Source organism: Paraclostridium bifermentans (assembly GCF_964259345.1).
GTDB classification, from domain to species: Bacteria; Bacillota; Clostridia; order Peptostreptococcales; family Peptostreptococcaceae; genus Paraclostridium; species Paraclostridium bifermentans_B.
Genome location: NZ_CAXVJR010000006.1, coordinates 141,558 through 160,655, shown reverse-complemented (window position 1 = coordinate 160,655; position 19,098 = coordinate 141,558). Strand labels below are relative to the sequence as shown.

Below are 19,098 nucleotides of genomic sequence, written 5' to 3'. Positions count from 1 at the left end.
TCCTAAATCATTTTTAATTTTTCGTCTACTGCTATTTTCTTTGCTTTTTTACTTCCGTACTTATAAATGAACATTGTTTTGTCCATTGATATATTGTTATTTGTATCTATAGATTTACAGTTTAAGAAATCTCTAACGTACTTTTCTTCAACATCTTCTTTTGATAAAGTTTCTTTTAATACATTTTCTAATTCTTCTCTAGATATTTTATTTGCAATGTATTTAATTACTAAAATATTTACTTTTAAAAATTCTATCATTTTTTCTGTATCTAAGTCGTTTATAAATCTAATAGCCGCTTCATTATTTTTTATAGCTAGGATTTCTGCATTATGATTAGGATTTTCTATGTATCTCAATGCATCATAGCTTATTTTTATACCTTCTATTTGAACACTTTCATAAGGTTCTTTTATATATTTTAGCGAGTCATAATTTTTTTTCACTGCTAATAATTGTAATTTTTCACTTGGATTTTTTATATATTGAATTGCCCATCCTGCTTTATCTATAGCCATCTCCATTACTTTTTGTGTTGGATTTTTAATTAGTTCTAGTATAGTCCATCCATCATTTATAGCTTTTAGCATCATTTTTTCACTTGGATTTTCTATATATTTGATTGCTCTAGCATTGTTTTCTATTGCAAGTTCTTGCATTTTAATAGTTGGATTTTCTATATATTCTAGTAAAAGTCCATTCTTTTTAATTGCTAATAGTTTCATTTCATCAGTTGGATTATCTATAGTTTTTATAACAGACGGGTTATTGTTTATCATTTTAATAATTTTTTCTGCTTCCATAATTATGCCTTTCTATTTCCGATTATTTTATTTAGGTATAATTTTTTCTTATTATAATTAATATACTTTTTTTGTACTTTTAAACAGCATAATTATTACAATTTTTTAAATATTTAATTGTTTTAAATATAAAATAAGTATAAAAAATCCCTAATACCATAATAGTACTAGGGGTTTTTTCACCTCATATATAATTTATAATAAACCTTGAGACTTATAATTTTCTAAATTCTTTATTATATAACTTAATGTACAAAATTCTTTATCTATTCTTTCTCCAATTAACATCAATCCATCTATTAATTGCTTTTCTTTAAAGTTTTCTAAAAGTATCATAACACTTACAGTATTTATTCCACCGTCTTTAGTATCTAATGCTCTTGATTTTTTTACATACTCGTTTTTCATTGCAAATTTAACTGCGTTTTCTAATCTTTCACTCATATCTATTTCTGGCATTTTTTCAAATACTTTTATTTGAGGTGAATTTGTATTAAGATTTGTAGCTTTAGTTATATCTGTATCTACAAATATTACGTTTTTAAACTTTGCTCCTGAAAAATCTACTTCCTCTAAGTTAACTCCTTCAAATACAGTATTTTCAAACTTTGCATTTTTAAATTTACTTCTTTTTAAGTTTGAACCTATTATTTCTGATGATTTAAAAGTACATCCGTAAAAGTTACAAGATTTAAAGTGTGCTCCTCTTAAAGATGTGAAATTAAAGTTTGAGTTTGAAAAATCAGTGTTGTAACAGTTACTTCTTTTTAAATCTTGATACATAAAGTTTTTATCCATTTTTTTAGCTTTGTTGTATTTTAATGCTGTTTCTTTTTTTGCTTTATTATTCATTTTTCCTCCGTAATTTAAAAGCCCTTATACCTAAAAGTATATGAGCTTTATTCTTGTTTTCATAATAATTATTCCCTAATGTTATCATATAAACACAGGCATAACAAGCTTATTACAAATTACTTCTAATACTACACTAGCTTTATTTTTGATATAATAACATTAAATTTAATTTAGGAGATTTTTAAAATGAACAATAAATTTAGTAATAAAGAGTACGCATGGAATGATGCTATGATTTTAGATAAGATACAAGAAATTTTAGAAGGTAAAAATTTAGATGACTTAGAGTTTACAGAAGAAGAACTAGCAAATATAAAAAATCAATTGAGCAAGAGTATTTCAGAAGATGAAATAAATGAGTCTGCATATATAGTTGCTGAAAATATTGATGAGTTAAAAGTTTTAGATAATGAAGATATAAAAGATTATATAGTTAGATTAAAAAATTATTTAGATGAAACTACTTTAAAATGCATTAGAGCAGAATTTAAAGGAATTGATTTTGAAGTTTATAAAGATTCTTCTGTCGACGATGTATTTAAAGAATATTATTCTAAATATGATGAGATATATGGTATATCTGATATGCTTTCTGATTTAGGTATCATGAAACGTTAATTATTTTATAATTTAAAAATCAAATCAAAAAAAGCAACTGAATTTGAAATATAATTTTCAGTTGCTTATCAACTTTTAAATAATTTATTTTTATTGTAAAATATAGTTCTATATATTATCGATAACAAAATAAATAATCCTCCTAAGTAAAAACTCATAATAAAAGTATTATTTATATTTAATTTGTCCATATCTAAATTAAGTATCATAAGGTTTTGCATTATATTATATATAGAATGTAAGATAGCTACATATATCCAGTTTGATGAATCTTCATATATAGTTCCTAATCCTATACCTGCTAATGATGTAGCTATAAATAATGCCAAGTAATAACTAATAAGCACCTCTTGTTCTAAAAAAATTACATGATATAATCCAAAAATAAAACTACTAATTAAAATTTTATATTTCCTATTGTCCAATACTTGTAGCTTAATTTTTTCAAAAAGTAAATATCTGAAAAAGTATTCTTCTATTAAACAATTAAATACTTGAAATATTATTATAGGTGTAATTATATTGTAATAATATAAATTTATAGAATTATATTTTTTCAAATAAAAAAAATTATATATTATTAATTCTGAAAAAATTATTACTATTGATAAAGTTATAAGCCCACTCCACTTTTGATTTTTGATACTTTGAATCTTAATTTTATCTTTATCCTTAAAATTCCAAGTTATACCTACTAGCAAAATACAAATATGCATTGGAATGTTTATAATTTGTTGTATTAGCCTTGCAATTAATATTAGAAATACAACTTTAACTATAAACAATGTTATAGTTAAAGTTGTAGTTTTATCCTTAAATTGGCTCATAATATGTTGTAGTTGCTATTTTTTTGATATTTTCATATCTTAAAAAATGACCCATTCTATCATAGACTTTAAACTTCACTTTAACTTCTCTTTTTAGTCTATATGTTTTGAATTTTTTAGTTTCAGAATATGTTTTAGAAGAACCTAAATTTAGAAACTTAATACTAATTCCTGCATTGTATGCAGTAGTAGTAGTTTTTGTTACCGTTCCATTATATTTCTTAGATATAGTTCTTATAGATTTTGAAGCTACTCTCCAGTCTTCTGTAGAGCACGAATATTCCAATTTAGGAACATCTTGTTTTTTTACAATTTCCTCTACTACAGGCTCTTTACTCCTAGCTTCTAAGGCTGAAACTGTACTAAATGTCGGAGTTGAAATAGTAAATCCAATTAAAGCTAATACAATACTTTTACTTAAACTACTTTTTTTCAAAAAATCTCCTCCTTGAATTATATAGCCCTTATTTTATAAGGTAATTTAAGTATAACTGAAAATTATTATTATTTTTATTATTTGTTATATTTTGTCATTTTTTTGTAATTGATTGTAATTTTCTGAAAAGATTATATTTAAAACAAATTCTATAAGTTTACTTAATGATTGTTGCTATAAAGTTAATATTATATATTAAATTATTATTCCTTCAAAATGATCTACTTCATGTTGAATTATTTGAGCTGTAAACCCTGTAAATACTTGCTTATGCTTTTTGAAATTTACATCTAAATACTCAACTTCAATACTTTCATATCTAGTTGTTTTTCTAAATCCTTCTAAAGATAAACAACTTTCTTCAGCTTCATAAGGCTTTTCTTTTTTTAGTATAACTGGGTTTACCATAGGAACTATAATACTACCTACAGTAAATACTAATATACGTTTTTTAACTCCTATCATATTAGCAGCCATACCCACACAACGATCTAAATTTGCTTTTAATGTATCTGTTAAATCATTAATAACTTCTATATCATCTTTAGTTGCAAGTTCTGATTTTTGTTCTAAAAATGCTATATCTTTTACAATGTTTCTTATCATTCTTATCCCAGCCTTTCTTATTTCTGCAATAGGTTAATATTAATTTATATTCCATATCTTAAAAGTATACTCTAATATATCCTCATTGTATAATCATAAAATTATTTATTTTTTTAATTATTCTTCATAAAAAAAAATACATTGATAAATTTATCAATGTATTTGAAAGTATATTAAGTTAATATATTCTTATATTAATGATTAATACTTAGCATTTTCTACTACATTTGGAATTCCTATAGTAAACCTGCTCCCTTTATTAACCTCACTTTCAAGTTTAATATATCCACCATGAAGTTCTGCTATATATTTAACAAGTGTAAGTCCTATCCCACTACTGCTTGTCTTCGTAGCTCCCGTACCATCATCAACTTGTGAAAATCGTTTAAATATAAACTCTTGATCTTCTTTTGATATACCAATTCCTGTATCTTCTATCGTTATCTCAATATTATTTTCAACCTCTTCAATATATATACGTATCTCTCCACCCTCTTGAGTAAATTTAACTGCATTACCTATTAAGTTGATTATACATCTTTCTATTTCAGTTTCATCACAAGATATTATTTGTTCTTCCATATCAGGATCAATTATAAGGGACAATCCCTTATCTTCTATAAATTTACTCATATTAAGTGCAGCTTCCTCAACTATATATACTATATCATTATTTTTTTTATTAATTTTATACTTTCCAGTTTCTATTTTTGAACTATCTATAATATCATTTATTATTTTCAATAAATTATCACAATTTTTGCTTATTATGTTAATATATTGATTAAATTTTTCATATGTAATATTTTTATCTTTACTAAGTAGTTTTATTAATTGTAATGTTGATACTATAACATTTATTGGAGTTCTAAGTTCATGAGATAAGTTCACAAAATAATTATTTTTAAATTTTTCATTATCAATTATTTCTTCGCTTAGTTTTTTATTTTCTTCTAATTGTTTATTTAGTTTCATTGTTTTTTGATCTACTAAATGCTGTAATATTTTTACATAGTTAAATATACAAATAGCCATACCAATTATTATAGATATATATATTAAATAAGCTAAAGATGTTTTCCAAATAGGTTTTTTTACTCTTATATTAATACTATTTTCTTTAGTTAATTCTCCATGGCCATCCCTAGCTCTTATTTTTAAAGTATATTTTCCAGGCTCTAAAGTTTTGAAATCTAAATTACTCTGAGAATCAAGATATATCCATTGTGAATCAATTCCCTCAAGCATATATTCATAAGTTATATTATTTAAATTTTCATAATTAGGTAAAAAAAAGTTAATATACAAATTTTTGTAATCAGGTTCCAAAATCATCTCATTTCCATCATAAACAGCTTTGTTTTTTCCAATAAAAATATCTCCAATTACGACCTCATCTCTGTGTATTTTATAATCAATTAAATCATCTGGGTTAAAGTACGTACAACCATCTGTACTACCAAATATAATAGTCCCACTTTTAAGTTTTAAGCTTGAATTTAAATTAAATTGATATCCATATAATCCATCCATTTTTGTAAAGTTTGTAAATCTATTTTTTTTAATATCAAATTTACTTAAACCTTTATTAGTACTTACCCAAATATCCCTATTATCATCAATTAAAATTGAGTTTATAAAATTATTTACTAATCCTTCAGCCGTAGTATAAGAGGTAAATTTATTAGCTTTAATATCAAATTTACTAAGTCCTATATTTGTGCCTATCCACAAGTTACCATCATTATCAAATGTCATACAGTTTATATAATCATTAATTAAAGAGTTTTCATTTAAAGAATCATTTACATATTTTTCTAAAACTCCTTTTTGTTTATGATACTTAATCAATCCAATATTAACTCCACCTAGCCAAATTATATTTTCATCTTTATTATCTTGTAATATATATTTTATATTGCCTGTATTTATGCCTAGTTTCTTCATATTGTTGCTATTATCTACCTTTTTTCCTGTATTAATACAGTAGCAATAAAAATCAGTTGTAGTAGCTAACCATATGTATTTGCCATCGTTATACATATAGTTTAATTCAGTAGAATAATCATCTCCAATTATTATTTCTCTAGATAAATATTCTTGTGTATCAAAAACTATTAATCCTTTATTAGTTGATATAAGAATATATCTGTCATTTATTTCAAATAAACTTTTTATATATTTACCACTTAAATTAATTTCATCTTCCTTTATTTTCTTAATTAAATGTCCATTTGCTTCATTGTATATATATATACCTTTGAATTTAGTAGCTACCCAAACCTTTTTATCATGCCGCAATATAGATACTATATCTTTACCATCTTCTTTATTAATATAATTGAACATATCATTGTCATTTAATATGTTTGCTCCTTTATCTGTTCCTATCCATATAGTACCATTAGAGTCTTCATAAAAACATGTTATAACATTACTTGTGATAGAATTCTTGTAATTTATATTTTTTTTAAATACATTAAACTCTCTTTTTTCTTTTGAATACTTTATCGCACCATCACAACCAGATATCCATGTGTTATTCTCACTGTCATTAAATATGAAATTGTTATAAAATTTTACTTCATTATTATTAAAAGTATAGATATGATCTATATTTCCTTCATTTATATTATACTTTTTAATCCCATCTCCATTAACTCTAAGTAAAAAACCCCTTTGCCCTTTACTTATATTGTACATAAACAACCCTGTTTTAGTAGATATCCACATATTACCTTCTTTATCTTTTGATATATAATAAATGAATAATTTATCTTTGATAATTTTAGTGCTCCTACTATTTAGTACTTTTGAGTTTTTATCTATTACATTTAGTCCACTTTTTGTTCCTACCCATAAAAGGTTTTCTTCTCCCTCTTCTAGACATGTTATTGACGCACTAGTTAACGAATTGCTGTTGTTTGAATCATCATAAAAAGCTTCAACTATTTTATCTTCTATATTTATTTTTATTAAGCCATCTTCAGTACCTACCCACATAATATTCTCTTCATAGCTACTCTTTAGTAATGAAGTTATTTTAAAATTACCTAGATTATATTTATTTTTGATATCTTTCATTCTTACAATAGTGTCCGTATCCTTGATTAAAAAATCTAATCCGTGGTCAGTGGCTATCCATATATTCCCCTTTGAGTCTTCTTCTATATCTGTTATGTACGTTGAACTCAAAGTGTTTTTGTCTTCAGCATTACAATTGTATATTTTTATTCTTTCTCCATCATATCTATTGAGCCCATCTTTTGTTCCTATCCACATATATCCCTTACTATCTTGAAATATTGATGTTATATACTCATTAGAGAGACCTTCATCTATAGATATATGTTCAAATTTTGCATTACTTAATGTTGCTGCCCATGACTTCATAGGTATTAAAATATTGAGTAAAATAAATACTATTAAAATTTTAAATCTCATATCCTTTATAACCCCACATTATTAATTCTCTATATATTTAATTTTTCATATTAATGTAAAAAATTAAATAAAACCCTATTTTCTACTGAATTTTTATGCGTATCAATAATATTTTAATTTATTTCGTTCGATTTAATTTAAATTTGTCGTTAAATGGCTTTTTTTATATCTAAATTGCACATATAATAATTTCATTTAACTTAGTTAGAAGTTATTTTCTTATAAAAAAAAGGATACTACTTAACATCAGTATCCTTTTATATATTATATTTAATCTTCATATTGTATCATCGCATATGTCATAAATATGTTGTTTTCATGTTTTCTATTGATATATCCATTATGTTTTTTTACTATACTATCAATTTGAATTAAGCCAATACCATTTATTTCATTATTTTTCGTTGTTAGAAACTTACCATTAATCTCATTCACATATCCATTAGTATTATTGCTGATTTTTATTACCAATCTATTATTCTCTGAAATTATTCTTAAATCAATAAATTTATATCCCTCAATAACACTACATGCCTCAATAGAATTATCTAATAAATTTCCTAATATAATACAGATATCCACATTTGAAATTTTTATTTCTGAATTTATTTTTATATCTAAGTTTACTTTTATATTTTTATATTTTGCAACTTTAATTTTACTCACTAATATAGAATTTATTGCTATATTATCTGTATATATATTTTTATCCAACTCCCTAATCCCAATATCAATTTCATTTATGTACGAAATAACATCGTCTTTACTATTTGCTTCTACTAAGCCTAAAATCATATTTATATGATTTCTAAAGTCATGTTTCCAACCTGTCATCTTCTTATACATATCTATAATTTCTTCATCGTATATTTTACGATTTAAATTCATTTTCAATATAAAGTTTTCTTCCATCTCTTTAGAAAATATATTTAATATATCTACTAATAATATTTGTATAATACCAATGCTAATGGCAATAACAATAATATACATATTTATTTTATGTAAGTTTTTAATTAAATATCTTTCTATTACAAAAATTATTATATGGTTTAAAAATAAAATAAAACCTACTACATATAATGTTTTATATTTTGCGTATTTTATGAAATTTATATTATTTAAAAATATACAAACAATCATAAATTGAATAAACCTACTAATAATTAACCCTATAATTCTTTTGTAACTAACGTCTAGAAATAATTCTACTAGTTTTACATTAAAAACTTTTGCTAATATTATATATACTATAAAAGAACTTGCTAGTATAGCGCTAATATAAAATGATGATAAAAAAACTTTTTCTGACATCCTCCCTCTTCTAAATAGAAGAGGGTATATAAATACCAAAGTATAACATATAAATATAAATATAAACACCTGATAATCTTTCATTCTATAAACTATATGATTTACCCTATTTGATGATATTAGTGTATAAACTATAACCATAACAATTCCATATACTTTGCTATATTTTTTATTTCTAGGAGGCATAATCCTATTAAAAAAATAAACAGTCATAATCGCTCTAAAAAAATCCATTATTACTTCAAAAATATATAAACTAGTCATAACCTTACCTAAACCTTTACTCACTAATGTAATCTATAAAGGTATCGTTTATTTCCTTATATTTACCTCTACTTATTGGTACTTTAACTCCATTTTCCAGGAATACATTATTCTTTGTGATTGTTTTAATATGTTTTACGTTTACTATATACGATCTATGACATCTAACAAAATATTTGCTAGGTAAAATTTTCTCCATTTCGCTTATTTTCTTTCTTAGTACTATTTTTTTCTGATTTTGTATGAACATCTATATATGGTGAAAACATTATACAATAATATATTTCATTGTAATCTAACTTTATAACTTTTTTTGTAGTTTCTACAATAAGTTTAGATGTTTCATCCTTGCCATTTGTTCTATATAATACCTTATCTAAACAAGAATATAAATCTAATGTATTTATAGGCTTCATTAAATATTGTAATGCTCCTACTCTATATCCATGTAATGCATATTTAAAAAATCCTGTTACAAATACAATATCAATAGTTTTATTTTTTTCTCTAATTATGTTAGATAACTCAATTCCTGACATCTTACTCATATTTATATCTAAAAATACAACATCATATTTATCATAATCTAACCATTGAAATAAAAATGATTCTGCACTTGTAAAATCATCAATTGATATATTAATATCTTTATCCTTTGCCCACTTTTTAATCTTATTATTAAGTAAATCAATTTGCTCAGATTGATCCTCACATATAGCTACTTTCATTTGTATAATACCCCCTATATTTTAGCTACTATATAATTAATATTTTATATTTAATTTTATTTAACTACAACTATCTAATATATAATCCCTAAAAAATTATCTAATACTTCATCAGTTAAATAAAAAAGCGTATTGCTTTTTATATCAATACGCTTCTATACTTCATTAGTAAACTATATATTAAGTTATTTTTTTATATTTCTTTTGAAAGTATAATATGTACCTGTGAAATAAACTAAATAAATACAAATGATTAAAACTACTGCAATTATTATACTTAAAATGAAAGTTGTACCTCCAATATATGAACTAATCACTGGTTCGTATATAAGATAGAAATTATATATAAAAATCACAAATCCAACTATCGCAATAATTATAGGTGTTATAAAACAAATAGATATTTGCTTTAAAATAATCTTATTTATTTCGCTATCCTCCACCCCAAGTTTCTTAAGTACTCCAAATCTATCTTTATGCTCTATAGAATCTGATAACTGTTTAAGCGAAAGAACTGTTAAACTTATCATAAGTAGCACTGTTCCTAAATATATTCCTAAAATCCTCATAGCTAATGTTGTATTTAAAATTTCATTAGTTTCTATAACTTTTATTCTAGAATCAATAAGATAATCACTTGACTCTTTATATTCTTCAACTAAATTTTTGTTATTTTTATTAAACCAATCATATACATAATTAGCTTCAAATTCTTTTGCTTTATAAATTGATTCATCTTTTACATTAGCAAAAAAATCTGTACTTGCTAAAGCTAACTTTTCACACATCTTATCTGGTAAAATTATAAGGTTATTACAATAAAAATTATAAATTCCTTCTCCAATAGAATCCTTATAATATGAGTTACGACTGATCTTTAACTGATGTCCATTAATATTTATAGTTGGATTTTCTTTTATATATTTATTTATCTCACTTTGATCACTCATTCCATGCCACTGTGTAGTGAATTCATCATAATTAAGTTTTATTTCTTTATAACCTAACATACTTCTTAACTTGTTAAAATCGCTTAGCTTTATAGCTAATATAGGTCCTTTATTTACATTCCTTATATTAAAATCATCTTTATTAATAAAGTATTTTTCTACCTGACAATAACTTTCTACATCATAATCTTCATCATTTAAATGTTTAACAACTTCGCTATAATCTAACTTTGGTATATCATCTATTTTCTTTATTCCATTATCTTCACTTAAAAAATAAGAATACTCATTTCTTATTTCTATATCAAAAGGTACTCTAAAATCTAAATACCCTACAGTCCATTGAGATAGAAAAAGAGTTAAAATAAAGCTTATTGCTCCACCTAAAAATGTTAATGCTATTGTAGCCATTAAAATTGGGGCTGACTTAATTTTTGAAACTAATGATCCTATTAAAAATAGGTTTGTATTTTCATATTTGAAATTTATGCACTTATTCTTTATATGTATCATTATGTAAGCCATAGAATAAAATAGTAAATATGTACCTACTATAAACATTCCTAAAGATATAACTTCTAGAATCATTTTATCTAGTATTAAGTTTATAGGTTCATCAATTGATTTTATTAATTTAAATGTGCAATAACCACAAATACTATATGAAATTACCGACATAATAAATACTATAATATATGTTTTTTTACTTCTTTTAAATTGAAACTCAACTTGCTTGTGTGCATTCATCATATTTATAAGCTTTATTTTTTTTAATACTCTAGTATTAGAAAGTCCTATTATACAAAACATTGCTATAAAAAATATAAAAGTTATAGCTACAGTATCCATATACAATCTAAAATTAAAAGTTATTTCTTGTTTTGCACTAGCAAGAACTATTGCAGTAACTACCTGTGAAAATAATGTTCCGATAAATATTCCACATATTATAGCCATAATTCCTACTATCAAAGTTTCAATGAAAAACATATATGCAACACTTCTTTGCTCCGTACCGAGTAAAATATAGGTTGCAAACTCTCTTTGTCTTCTTCTTATCATATATTTATTTACATATATCACAAGAATAGATAATATTGCTGTAATTATGTAAGTTGAATATTTCAACATAATTTTCAAAGCTTCAAAATTAAAAGAATCTGCTGTGATTAGCTTATAATCTTCACTTGATAATGATGTAAAAGCATAAAACAAACTTACACATAGTGTTATAGTTATGAAATAAATTAAATAATCTTTAATAGCTTTCTTTGCATTGCCTAGTGCTAATTTAACGTACATCCCTTACATCACCACCTAACAACGCAACTACATCTAATATTTTATTGAAAAACTGTCTACGAGTATTTTCTCCTTTAATTAATTCCGTGAATATCTTCCCATCTTTTATAAATAAAATCCTATCGCAATAACTTGCTGTAAAAGAATCATGAGTTACCATTAAAATTGTAGCACCTAAATCTTTATTTAAATTTGAAATCATTTCAATTAGCATCTGAGCTGATTTAGAATCAAGTGCTCCTGTTGGTTCATCTGCTAAGATAAGTTTGGGATTTGTTATTAATGCTCTTGCACAAGCAGTTCTTTGTTTTTGTCCTCCCGATACTTCATATGGATACTTTTCAAGTAATTCTTCAATTCCTAACTCTTTTGCTATCTCTACTACTCTATTGTCTATTTCACTTTTTTTAGCTTTGTTTATCGTTAAAGCCAATGCTATATTTTCATGAATAGTTAAAGTATCTAATAAATTAAAATCTTGGAATATAAATCCTAAGTTTTCTCTTCTAAATTTTGCTATATTCTTTTGATTTATTTCAGTTAAATCTTTACCACCTAAATAAATATGACCTGAACTTACTTCATCTATTGTTGCTATTAAATTTAATAATGTTGTTTTCCCCGAACCCGATGGGCCCATTACACCTATAAATTCCCCTTTTTTTACACAAAAACTTATATCATCAATAGCTTTTACTACGTTTCCTTTATTCCCATAATATTTTTGAACATCTTCTATTTTTAATATTTCACCCATAATTATCACCTCGATACAATTCTAACCCATTTTCATATTGCCTGATTCGATTTAATATTACTTTAACATGACATTATCGTAACATTAACAAAACAAAAAGTCGCTGACTCCTATCGCCAACGACTTTGACCATTGTCACAATATTAAAATTTAGAAAAACTTCCTTTTGGAAATGTAATTATTACTCTCGTATATAAGTTTTCTTCTGATTCTATTTTTATTAATAAGCCTAATTTGTCACATAATTTTTTACATAAATATAATCCAATTCCTGTAGATTTACTCGTTATTCTTCCTTTGTTTCCTGTGAAACCCTTTTCGAAAACTCGATTTATTTCATCTTTAGGTATACCTATACCATTGTCTTCTATGATAAGTTGATTTCCATTTTTTATAGGTATAGATTTTATTTTAATCATAGAGTTCTCATTATTTCTATACTTCACAGAATTTACTATTATTTGATTTAATATAAATTCCAACCACTTACTATCACAATAAACACATATATCTATATCTTCTATTTCGATGCCTATATTGTTTAAAATAAATACCTGCTTATTTCTTGTTATTACTTTATTTACACATTCTTCTAAATAGATTTCTTTTATTAAGTAATCTTTTTCTACATCTTCACTTCTTGCATAAAATAAAGCTTGTTCTACGTATCTATCAATATCTTCTAATTGTTGTAATACTGCTGATGATTTGCTTGTTTTATTATTTTCTTCTATTAATTTAATTAAAGATATTGGTGTTTTTATTTCATGTACCCATTGTTCTATGTACTCTTTATAATTTTTACGTTTTTTTACTTCTACATTAATTTCATCACGCATAGATTTGCCTGCTTTTTTTAATAAATAATAATATAAACTAGCTTCGATATAAGGAGGTTTTTCTACTACCTCACTTATAAGATATTTTTTATCTAGGTTTTCTACACATTTTAATATTTCACTAAAAAATATTTTTCTATTTTTATATTCATAAGTTAAAAATAAACTTAAAACTAAAATCCAAACTCCTATAATAACTTTTATAGTTTCAAAAGTGTTTCCTACACTAAGCAAGAAGACTATTAGCATTATAAGTGAAATAGTATTTAATAAAATTACTATAGTTCTACTTTTTAAATAATCTATTAAAGTCATATAATGTACCCTTGTCCTCTTTTAGTTTTTATAAGATCCTTTACTCCAATTTCTTCTAACTTATTTCTTATTCTGGTTATATTCACGGTAAGAGTATTATCATTTACAAATAAAGAGCTATCCCATAAATACTCCATTATGTCATATCTAGAAACTATTTTTCCGTTATTATTTAATAAGTAATGCAAAATTTTAAGTTCATTTTTAGTTAGTTCTATAGAACTTCCTTCGTACTCTATTGTGCTTGATAGTATATTTAATTTTAATCTATTATATTCAAGTGTATCTGTAGTATTTTCATTTGGATAAGCTCTTTTTAAAAGAGAGGATATTCTTGCTAATAAAATTTGAATGTTGTATGGCTTTGTTATAAAGTCATCTCCTCCTAAAGTTATTCCCATAATTTCATCAATGTTTGTATTTCTACTTGTTATAAATATTATTGGTATATTAGAAAAGCTTCTTATTTCTGTACATATTTTAAATCCGTCATCCTGTGGTAAATTGATATCTAAAAGAATTAGATGAGGACTTTGTTCTTTTACTAGTTTTGGTATGTCGTTAAATTCTCTTGATTTTATTATCGAATATCCATTAGACGTTAAAAGATTCCCCAACTCATTTTGTAATTGTTCATTGTCGTCTATTATCATTATATTAAACATATTTTTTCCCCATTTATAATTTATTTTCTTACTAAATATATAATACTAAGTTGATTATATTGTCAATTTAACACATAACTATTAATAATTTATATTTTTCTTTCAATCCAATTTGATTATAAAAAAACACCTACTTTAAAGTAAGTGTTTTTATTATTTATTTACCATTTTTATAAGCTTCTGTTTCTCTTAGTCCAATATTTTGATATTTACAATTTTCGTATTACTGTTTAACTAGCCCATTTTCACTCAAGAAAGTATCAACTACATCATCTATTTCTTGACCATCAACATCTACTTTATAATTTAATTCTGTAACAGTCTTTGTATCTAATAAATCAGTTAGTTTTTTCACTGTTTCTGGTAGTTCTGGGTATTCATCTATAGTTTCTTGTCTAAATACAGGAGCTATGTTATAAACTGCAAATGCAGATTTATCATCATCTAAAACAACTAAGTTATCTGATTTTATTCTTCCATCTGTCATAAATCCAGTTGTTACTTCACCTTCACCATTTTTTAATGCATCATAGAATAATCCTAAATCTAGCATTAATCTATCTTTTTGATCTATGTTAAATCCATATACAGAGAATAATCTTGGCATCATATCTGGTCTTTCATATGATTCAGCTGCTGTAACAAATTTTATATGTTTTCCATCATTATATGCTTTTGCTAAATCAGATGCATTTTTCAAATTATATTTTTCTGCAATTTCTTTAGGCATTGCTAATGCATATGTATTATTAGCTTGTGCATAGTCTAACCATACGATTCCATTCTTTTTATCAAAATCTCTTATTAATTTATAGCATTCATCTGAGTTAAATACTGGATCATGTTTCATAAATTGCATTAGACCTGTTCCTGTATATTCAAAACATCCATCAATCTCACCTGATGTTATTGCTTGTCTGATTATTCCAGTTTCCCCAAGTCCAGTTTCATCTACAACATTATAGCCCTGATTATCTAAATATTTAACTAATATTTTTCCTAAAACTATATTTTCTGTAAATGTTTTAGATCCTATTGTTATTTCACTACCTTCTTTTTCTGAAGCATCTGAACCGCTACATCCAACAGCCATTCCCATTGTTAGTCCCATCGTTAACAGTAAAGCTAATTTTTTCACTAATTTTTTATTCATTTTAATCCCCCAAATTTATGATTATATTTTATACTGCTATTTTCTTTTCTATAAATCCCCAAAACTTATCCATAGATATAGCAATTATTGCACATAATAAAGCTCCTACAATTAGAAATTCTGGCCACAACATACTCATTCCACTTGATATTAGTACACCTAATCCACCTGCGCCTATAAATCCTCCTAATGTAGCTACACTTACTACATATACTGTAGATGTTTTAATACCACTTATTATCATAGGTAATGCTAAAGGTAGTTCTACCTGGAATAAAATTTGGCTTTTACTCATTCCCATACCTTTAGCTGCTTCTTTAATATTTTCATTTACTTCGCATAATCCAACAATAGTACTTCTTGCTATTGGAAGTAAGCTCTGAATAACTAGAACTACTATTGTAGGTTTGTAACCTAACCCAAGTAAAGGCATTGATACCGCTATAAATGCAAAAGCTGGTATTGTTTGAAAAACATTTAATATGTTTATAACTATCCATGAATACTTTTTATATTTTTCTCTACTTAAAAATATTCCACATGGTATTGAAATTACTATAGATATTAAAACAGCTACTACTACCATAGCTATATGTATAACAACTTGTATTGGAGCCCTATGAAATAAAGCTTCATAAAAACGTGATAAGCTCATATCAAATCCCCTTTTAATTAAATTTTTCTCTAATATTTTTAAAAGATATGTACCCTAAAAATTTATTATTTTCTACTACCGATAAGTACTCTACGTTATTTTCAATCATTATAGAAAGAGCACTTTGTAGTGAACAATCTACATCAATATTAATTTTTTTATCTAATTTAGCTTCCTTTACAAGACAATCTTTCACATCTTTTACTTCGTATAAAGACAGGCTTTTTATAACTCTATGTTCTCCCATAAAATCTTTCACAAAATCATCTGCTGGATTTTTTAATATATTAGAAGGCGTATCATATTGTACAATTTTACCTTTGTTAAAAATAGCAATTTTATCTCCCATTTTTATAGCTTCTTCTATGTCATGAGTTACAAAGCAAATAGTAGTTTTTAATTCTCTTTGTATTTTTAAGAACTCATTTTGTAAATTCATTCTAGCTATTGGGTCAACTGCTCCAAAAGGTTCATCCATAAGCATAATTGGTGGTTCACATGCCAATGCTCTTGCAACACCTACTCTTTGAGTTTGTCCTCCACTTAATTGCGATGGACGTTTATTTCTTTCTACTTTTGGATCTAATCCAACAAGTTCTAATAACTCAGTTACTCTATTTTTTATTCTTTCTTTGTCCCATCCATATAATCGAGGAACTACTGCAATATTTTCTTCTATTGTTTTATGTGGTAGTAATCCTATTTGTTGAATTACATATCCAATTCCCATTCTTAACTTATCAGGATTACTATCTTTTATGTTTTTACCATCTATTTCAATCTCCCCAGACGTAGGTTCTATTAATTTATTTATCATTCTTAATGTTGTACTTTTTCCACATCCAGATGGTCCAAGAAATACACATATCTCACCTTTTTTTATGTGTAATGATAAATTATCTACAGAAGGAAATTTATTATTATCATAGATTTTTGTAATATTTTCTAATTTAATCATTTTATGCCCCTTTATTTAGATGTATTGTTTTTTATTTCCATATGAAATCCTTTTCTCTATAAAGGCTAATATACTGTCTAGTATTATTGCTATTAGCGAAATAGTTATAGCTCCTACTACAACCATTTCAATATTTCCTCTTGATAAACCTTGAGATATTAGCCTACCTAAGTTTTTTTCACCTATGTATGTAGCTAATGCTGCCGAACTAACTAGCATTACTGTAACAGTTCTAAGTCCTGCAAATATAGATGGAGCCGCCAATGGCATTTGTACTTCCATAAATATCTGTTTCGGATTCATTCCTATTCCTTTTGCCGCTTCTATAACTGATTCATCTACTCCTTTAAGTCCAGTATAAACACTTCTTACCAAAGGCATCATTGAATATAAAACTAAAGCTAGTAATGCTGATTTTCTACCCAATCCTAGTTGAGGTATTGTTATTAACACAGCAAACAAAGCTAAAGATGGTATGCAATATAACATATTGCTAAATTCTATAACTTTCTTTGCAATTTTTTCATGTTTAGTTATGTATATTCCTAAAGGTATCCATACTACTAAAGATATAAGTAATGCAGATATAGATAAGGAAAAGTGATTTATCATATATTCAGTAATTCTATCTAAGTTTTTATCAATAAATTTAATTATGTCGATATCCAAATTTCATTTCCCCCTTAATCTAACCTAGCTACTCCTAAGCAAGAACCATAATAATTCTCGCCTTTTTTTATATTTATATCTAAGTTTTCTTTTTTAGCTTTTTCTATAATTTTATCTTTTCTGTAATCAGGCTCTACACTATTTGTTGTTTCTAATACTCCATTTACGACCTTTTTAAATATTGAATAAGGCATACCAACTCCTATTTCATCATCTCTCCAATTGCAAGAATGCCTTGTATTAGAGCATAAAACAGAAATATTTATATCATTATTCATATATGGTCTTGTTGTTAATTCAGAACATACTCCTTGATTACCTGCAAATCTTATATTTTTAGCAAACCCAAATTCATAAGAATATCCTTGCATAATTCTCATAATATTATATGGTTTACTTATTGCAATCACTACTTGTGGCTCGTCTTTAAATTCTTCAATAGGTCTTAGTTCAAGTCCATATACATTATGATTTAAATAAACTACTTCATCAAAAACTTTTCTTGCAGTTCCTAAGCTATTGTAAAGTCCATATGAAAAATACTCTATTCCTGCTTTAACTTTTTCATCAACTTCTTTTATTCCAAAGGCTCTTGCCGAGGAATTACACCAAAAATGTTCATTTCTCACTTTGATAGATTTTCCACTTGTAACTATGTTTACCATCATACAGTATGATAATTTTGTTTTTGCTGGTTTTACATCAGATTGCTCGTATTCTTTTTCATTAAATAGAAATTTAACTCCTACAATACGCCTATCCATTGTTAAGCACGCTAAAAACTTTTTTATTTCATTGTCCATAAATAAAACTCCCCTAAATTCCCCTTTTTTTGTTTATTTTCTACATTTTGCTTTTACATTTGTCATTATACAGTAAATTCAGTTAAATATATATTGATTTGAATTAGTATATAAACTAACAATAATATACCCTTTCA

The 19,098-nt window shown here is 25.1% G+C and carries 19 protein-coding genes; 1 reads left to right on the top strand and 18 read right to left on the bottom strand.

What is annotated here, in order from left to right:
* Positions 1–2: 2 nt before the first annotated feature.
* Both ACEXNK_RS13165 and ACEXNK_RS13160 read right to left on the bottom strand, forming a co-directional pair.
* Positions 3–803, bottom strand: a complete 801-nt coding sequence (locus tag ACEXNK_RS13165; RefSeq protein ID WP_373601606.1) for a hypothetical protein — start codon at positions 801–803, stop codon at positions 3–5.
* Positions 804–998: 195 nt separating this feature from the next.
* Complete coding sequence (locus ACEXNK_RS13160; protein ID WP_373599006.1) at positions 999–1,655, bottom strand: pentapeptide repeat-containing protein; 657 nt, start codon at positions 1,653–1,655, stop codon at positions 999–1,001.
* Positions 1,656–1,844: 189 nt separating this feature from the next.
* Between ACEXNK_RS13160 and ACEXNK_RS13155 the strand changes: the two genes are divergently transcribed.
* Entirely contained in the window at positions 1,845–2,276 is a 432-nt protein-coding gene (locus ACEXNK_RS13155; protein WP_373599005.1) for a hypothetical protein, read from the top strand.
* Between the two features lie 68 nt (positions 2,277–2,344).
* Here ACEXNK_RS13155 and ACEXNK_RS13150 read toward each other — a convergent pair whose 3' ends face one another.
* The 16 genes from ACEXNK_RS13150 to ACEXNK_RS13075 all read right to left on the bottom strand — a co-directional run bounded on the left by ACEXNK_RS13150 (position 2,345) and on the right by ACEXNK_RS13075 (position 18,961).
* Complete coding sequence (locus ACEXNK_RS13150) at positions 2,345–2,992, bottom strand: CPBP family intramembrane glutamic endopeptidase (protein ID WP_373601608.1); 648 nt, start codon at positions 2,990–2,992, stop codon at positions 2,345–2,347.
* 97 nt (positions 2,993–3,089) lie between these two features.
* Complete coding sequence (locus ACEXNK_RS13145) at positions 3,090–3,539, bottom strand: hypothetical protein (RefSeq protein ID WP_373599003.1); 450 nt, start codon at positions 3,537–3,539, stop codon at positions 3,090–3,092.
* 195 nt (positions 3,540–3,734) lie between these two features.
* A complete protein-coding gene (locus ACEXNK_RS13140; RefSeq protein ID WP_373599002.1) occupies positions 3,735–4,145 on the bottom strand; it encodes a peptide deformylase in 411 nt (136 codons plus the stop codon).
* A gap of 201 nt (positions 4,146–4,346) precedes the next feature.
* Positions 4,347–7,589, bottom strand: a complete 3,243-nt coding sequence (locus ACEXNK_RS13135) for a ligand-binding sensor domain-containing protein (protein WP_373599001.1) — start codon at positions 7,587–7,589, stop codon at positions 4,347–4,349.
* A 270-nt stretch (positions 7,590–7,859) separates the two neighbouring features.
* Entirely contained in the window at positions 7,860–8,903 is a 1,044-nt protein-coding gene (locus ACEXNK_RS13130; RefSeq protein ID WP_373599000.1) for a sensor histidine kinase, read from the bottom strand.
* Between the two features lie 280 nt (positions 8,904–9,183).
* On the bottom strand, positions 9,184–9,366 hold the full coding sequence (locus ACEXNK_RS13125) for a LytR/AlgR family response regulator transcription factor (RefSeq protein ID WP_373598999.1): 183 nt from the start codon (positions 9,364–9,366) through the stop codon (positions 9,184–9,186).
* Entirely contained in the window at positions 9,347–9,895 is a 549-nt protein-coding gene (locus ACEXNK_RS13120) for a LytR/AlgR family response regulator transcription factor (RefSeq protein ID WP_373598998.1), read from the bottom strand. The genes ACEXNK_RS13125 and ACEXNK_RS13120 overlap by 20 nt, the downstream gene beginning before the upstream one ends.
* 185 nt (positions 9,896–10,080) lie before the next feature.
* Entirely contained in the window at positions 10,081–12,147 is a 2,067-nt protein-coding gene (locus ACEXNK_RS13115; RefSeq protein WP_373598997.1) for an FtsX-like permease family protein, read from the bottom strand.
* Positions 12,137–12,904: an ABC transporter ATP-binding protein gene (locus tag ACEXNK_RS13110; protein ID WP_373598996.1), complete on the bottom strand. Its 768-nt coding sequence runs from the start codon at positions 12,902–12,904 to the stop codon at positions 12,137–12,139. The genes ACEXNK_RS13115 and ACEXNK_RS13110 overlap by 11 nt, the downstream gene beginning before the upstream one ends.
* Positions 12,905–13,047: 143 nt before the next feature.
* Complete coding sequence (locus tag ACEXNK_RS13105; RefSeq protein ID WP_373598995.1) at positions 13,048–14,058, bottom strand: ATP-binding protein; 1,011 nt, start codon at positions 14,056–14,058, stop codon at positions 13,048–13,050.
* A complete protein-coding gene (locus tag ACEXNK_RS13100) occupies positions 14,055–14,723 on the bottom strand; it encodes a response regulator transcription factor (protein ID WP_373598994.1) in 669 nt (222 codons plus the stop codon). The genes ACEXNK_RS13105 and ACEXNK_RS13100 overlap by 4 nt, the downstream gene beginning before the upstream one ends.
* 223 nt (positions 14,724–14,946) lie before the next feature.
* A complete protein-coding gene (locus ACEXNK_RS13095; RefSeq protein ID WP_373598993.1) occupies positions 14,947–15,876 on the bottom strand; it encodes an ABC transporter substrate-binding protein in 930 nt (309 codons plus the stop codon).
* A gap of 28 nt (positions 15,877–15,904) precedes the next feature.
* Entirely contained in the window at positions 15,905–16,531 is a 627-nt protein-coding gene (locus ACEXNK_RS13090; RefSeq protein ID WP_373598992.1) for an ABC transporter permease, read from the bottom strand.
* Between the two features lie 13 nt (positions 16,532–16,544).
* On the bottom strand, positions 16,545–17,489 hold the full coding sequence (locus tag ACEXNK_RS13085; protein WP_373598991.1) for an ABC transporter ATP-binding protein: 945 nt from the start codon (positions 17,487–17,489) through the stop codon (positions 16,545–16,547).
* Between the two features lie 15 nt (positions 17,490–17,504).
* Positions 17,505–18,158 (bottom strand): ABC transporter permease, encoded by a 654-nt coding sequence (locus ACEXNK_RS13080; protein WP_373598990.1) that lies wholly within the window; start codon positions 18,156–18,158, stop codon positions 17,505–17,507.
* A gap of 14 nt (positions 18,159–18,172) precedes the next feature.
* Positions 18,173–18,961 (bottom strand): DUF169 domain-containing protein, encoded by a 789-nt coding sequence (locus ACEXNK_RS13075; RefSeq protein WP_373598989.1) that lies wholly within the window; start codon positions 18,959–18,961, stop codon positions 18,173–18,175.
* Positions 18,962–19,098 lie beyond the last annotated feature (137 nt).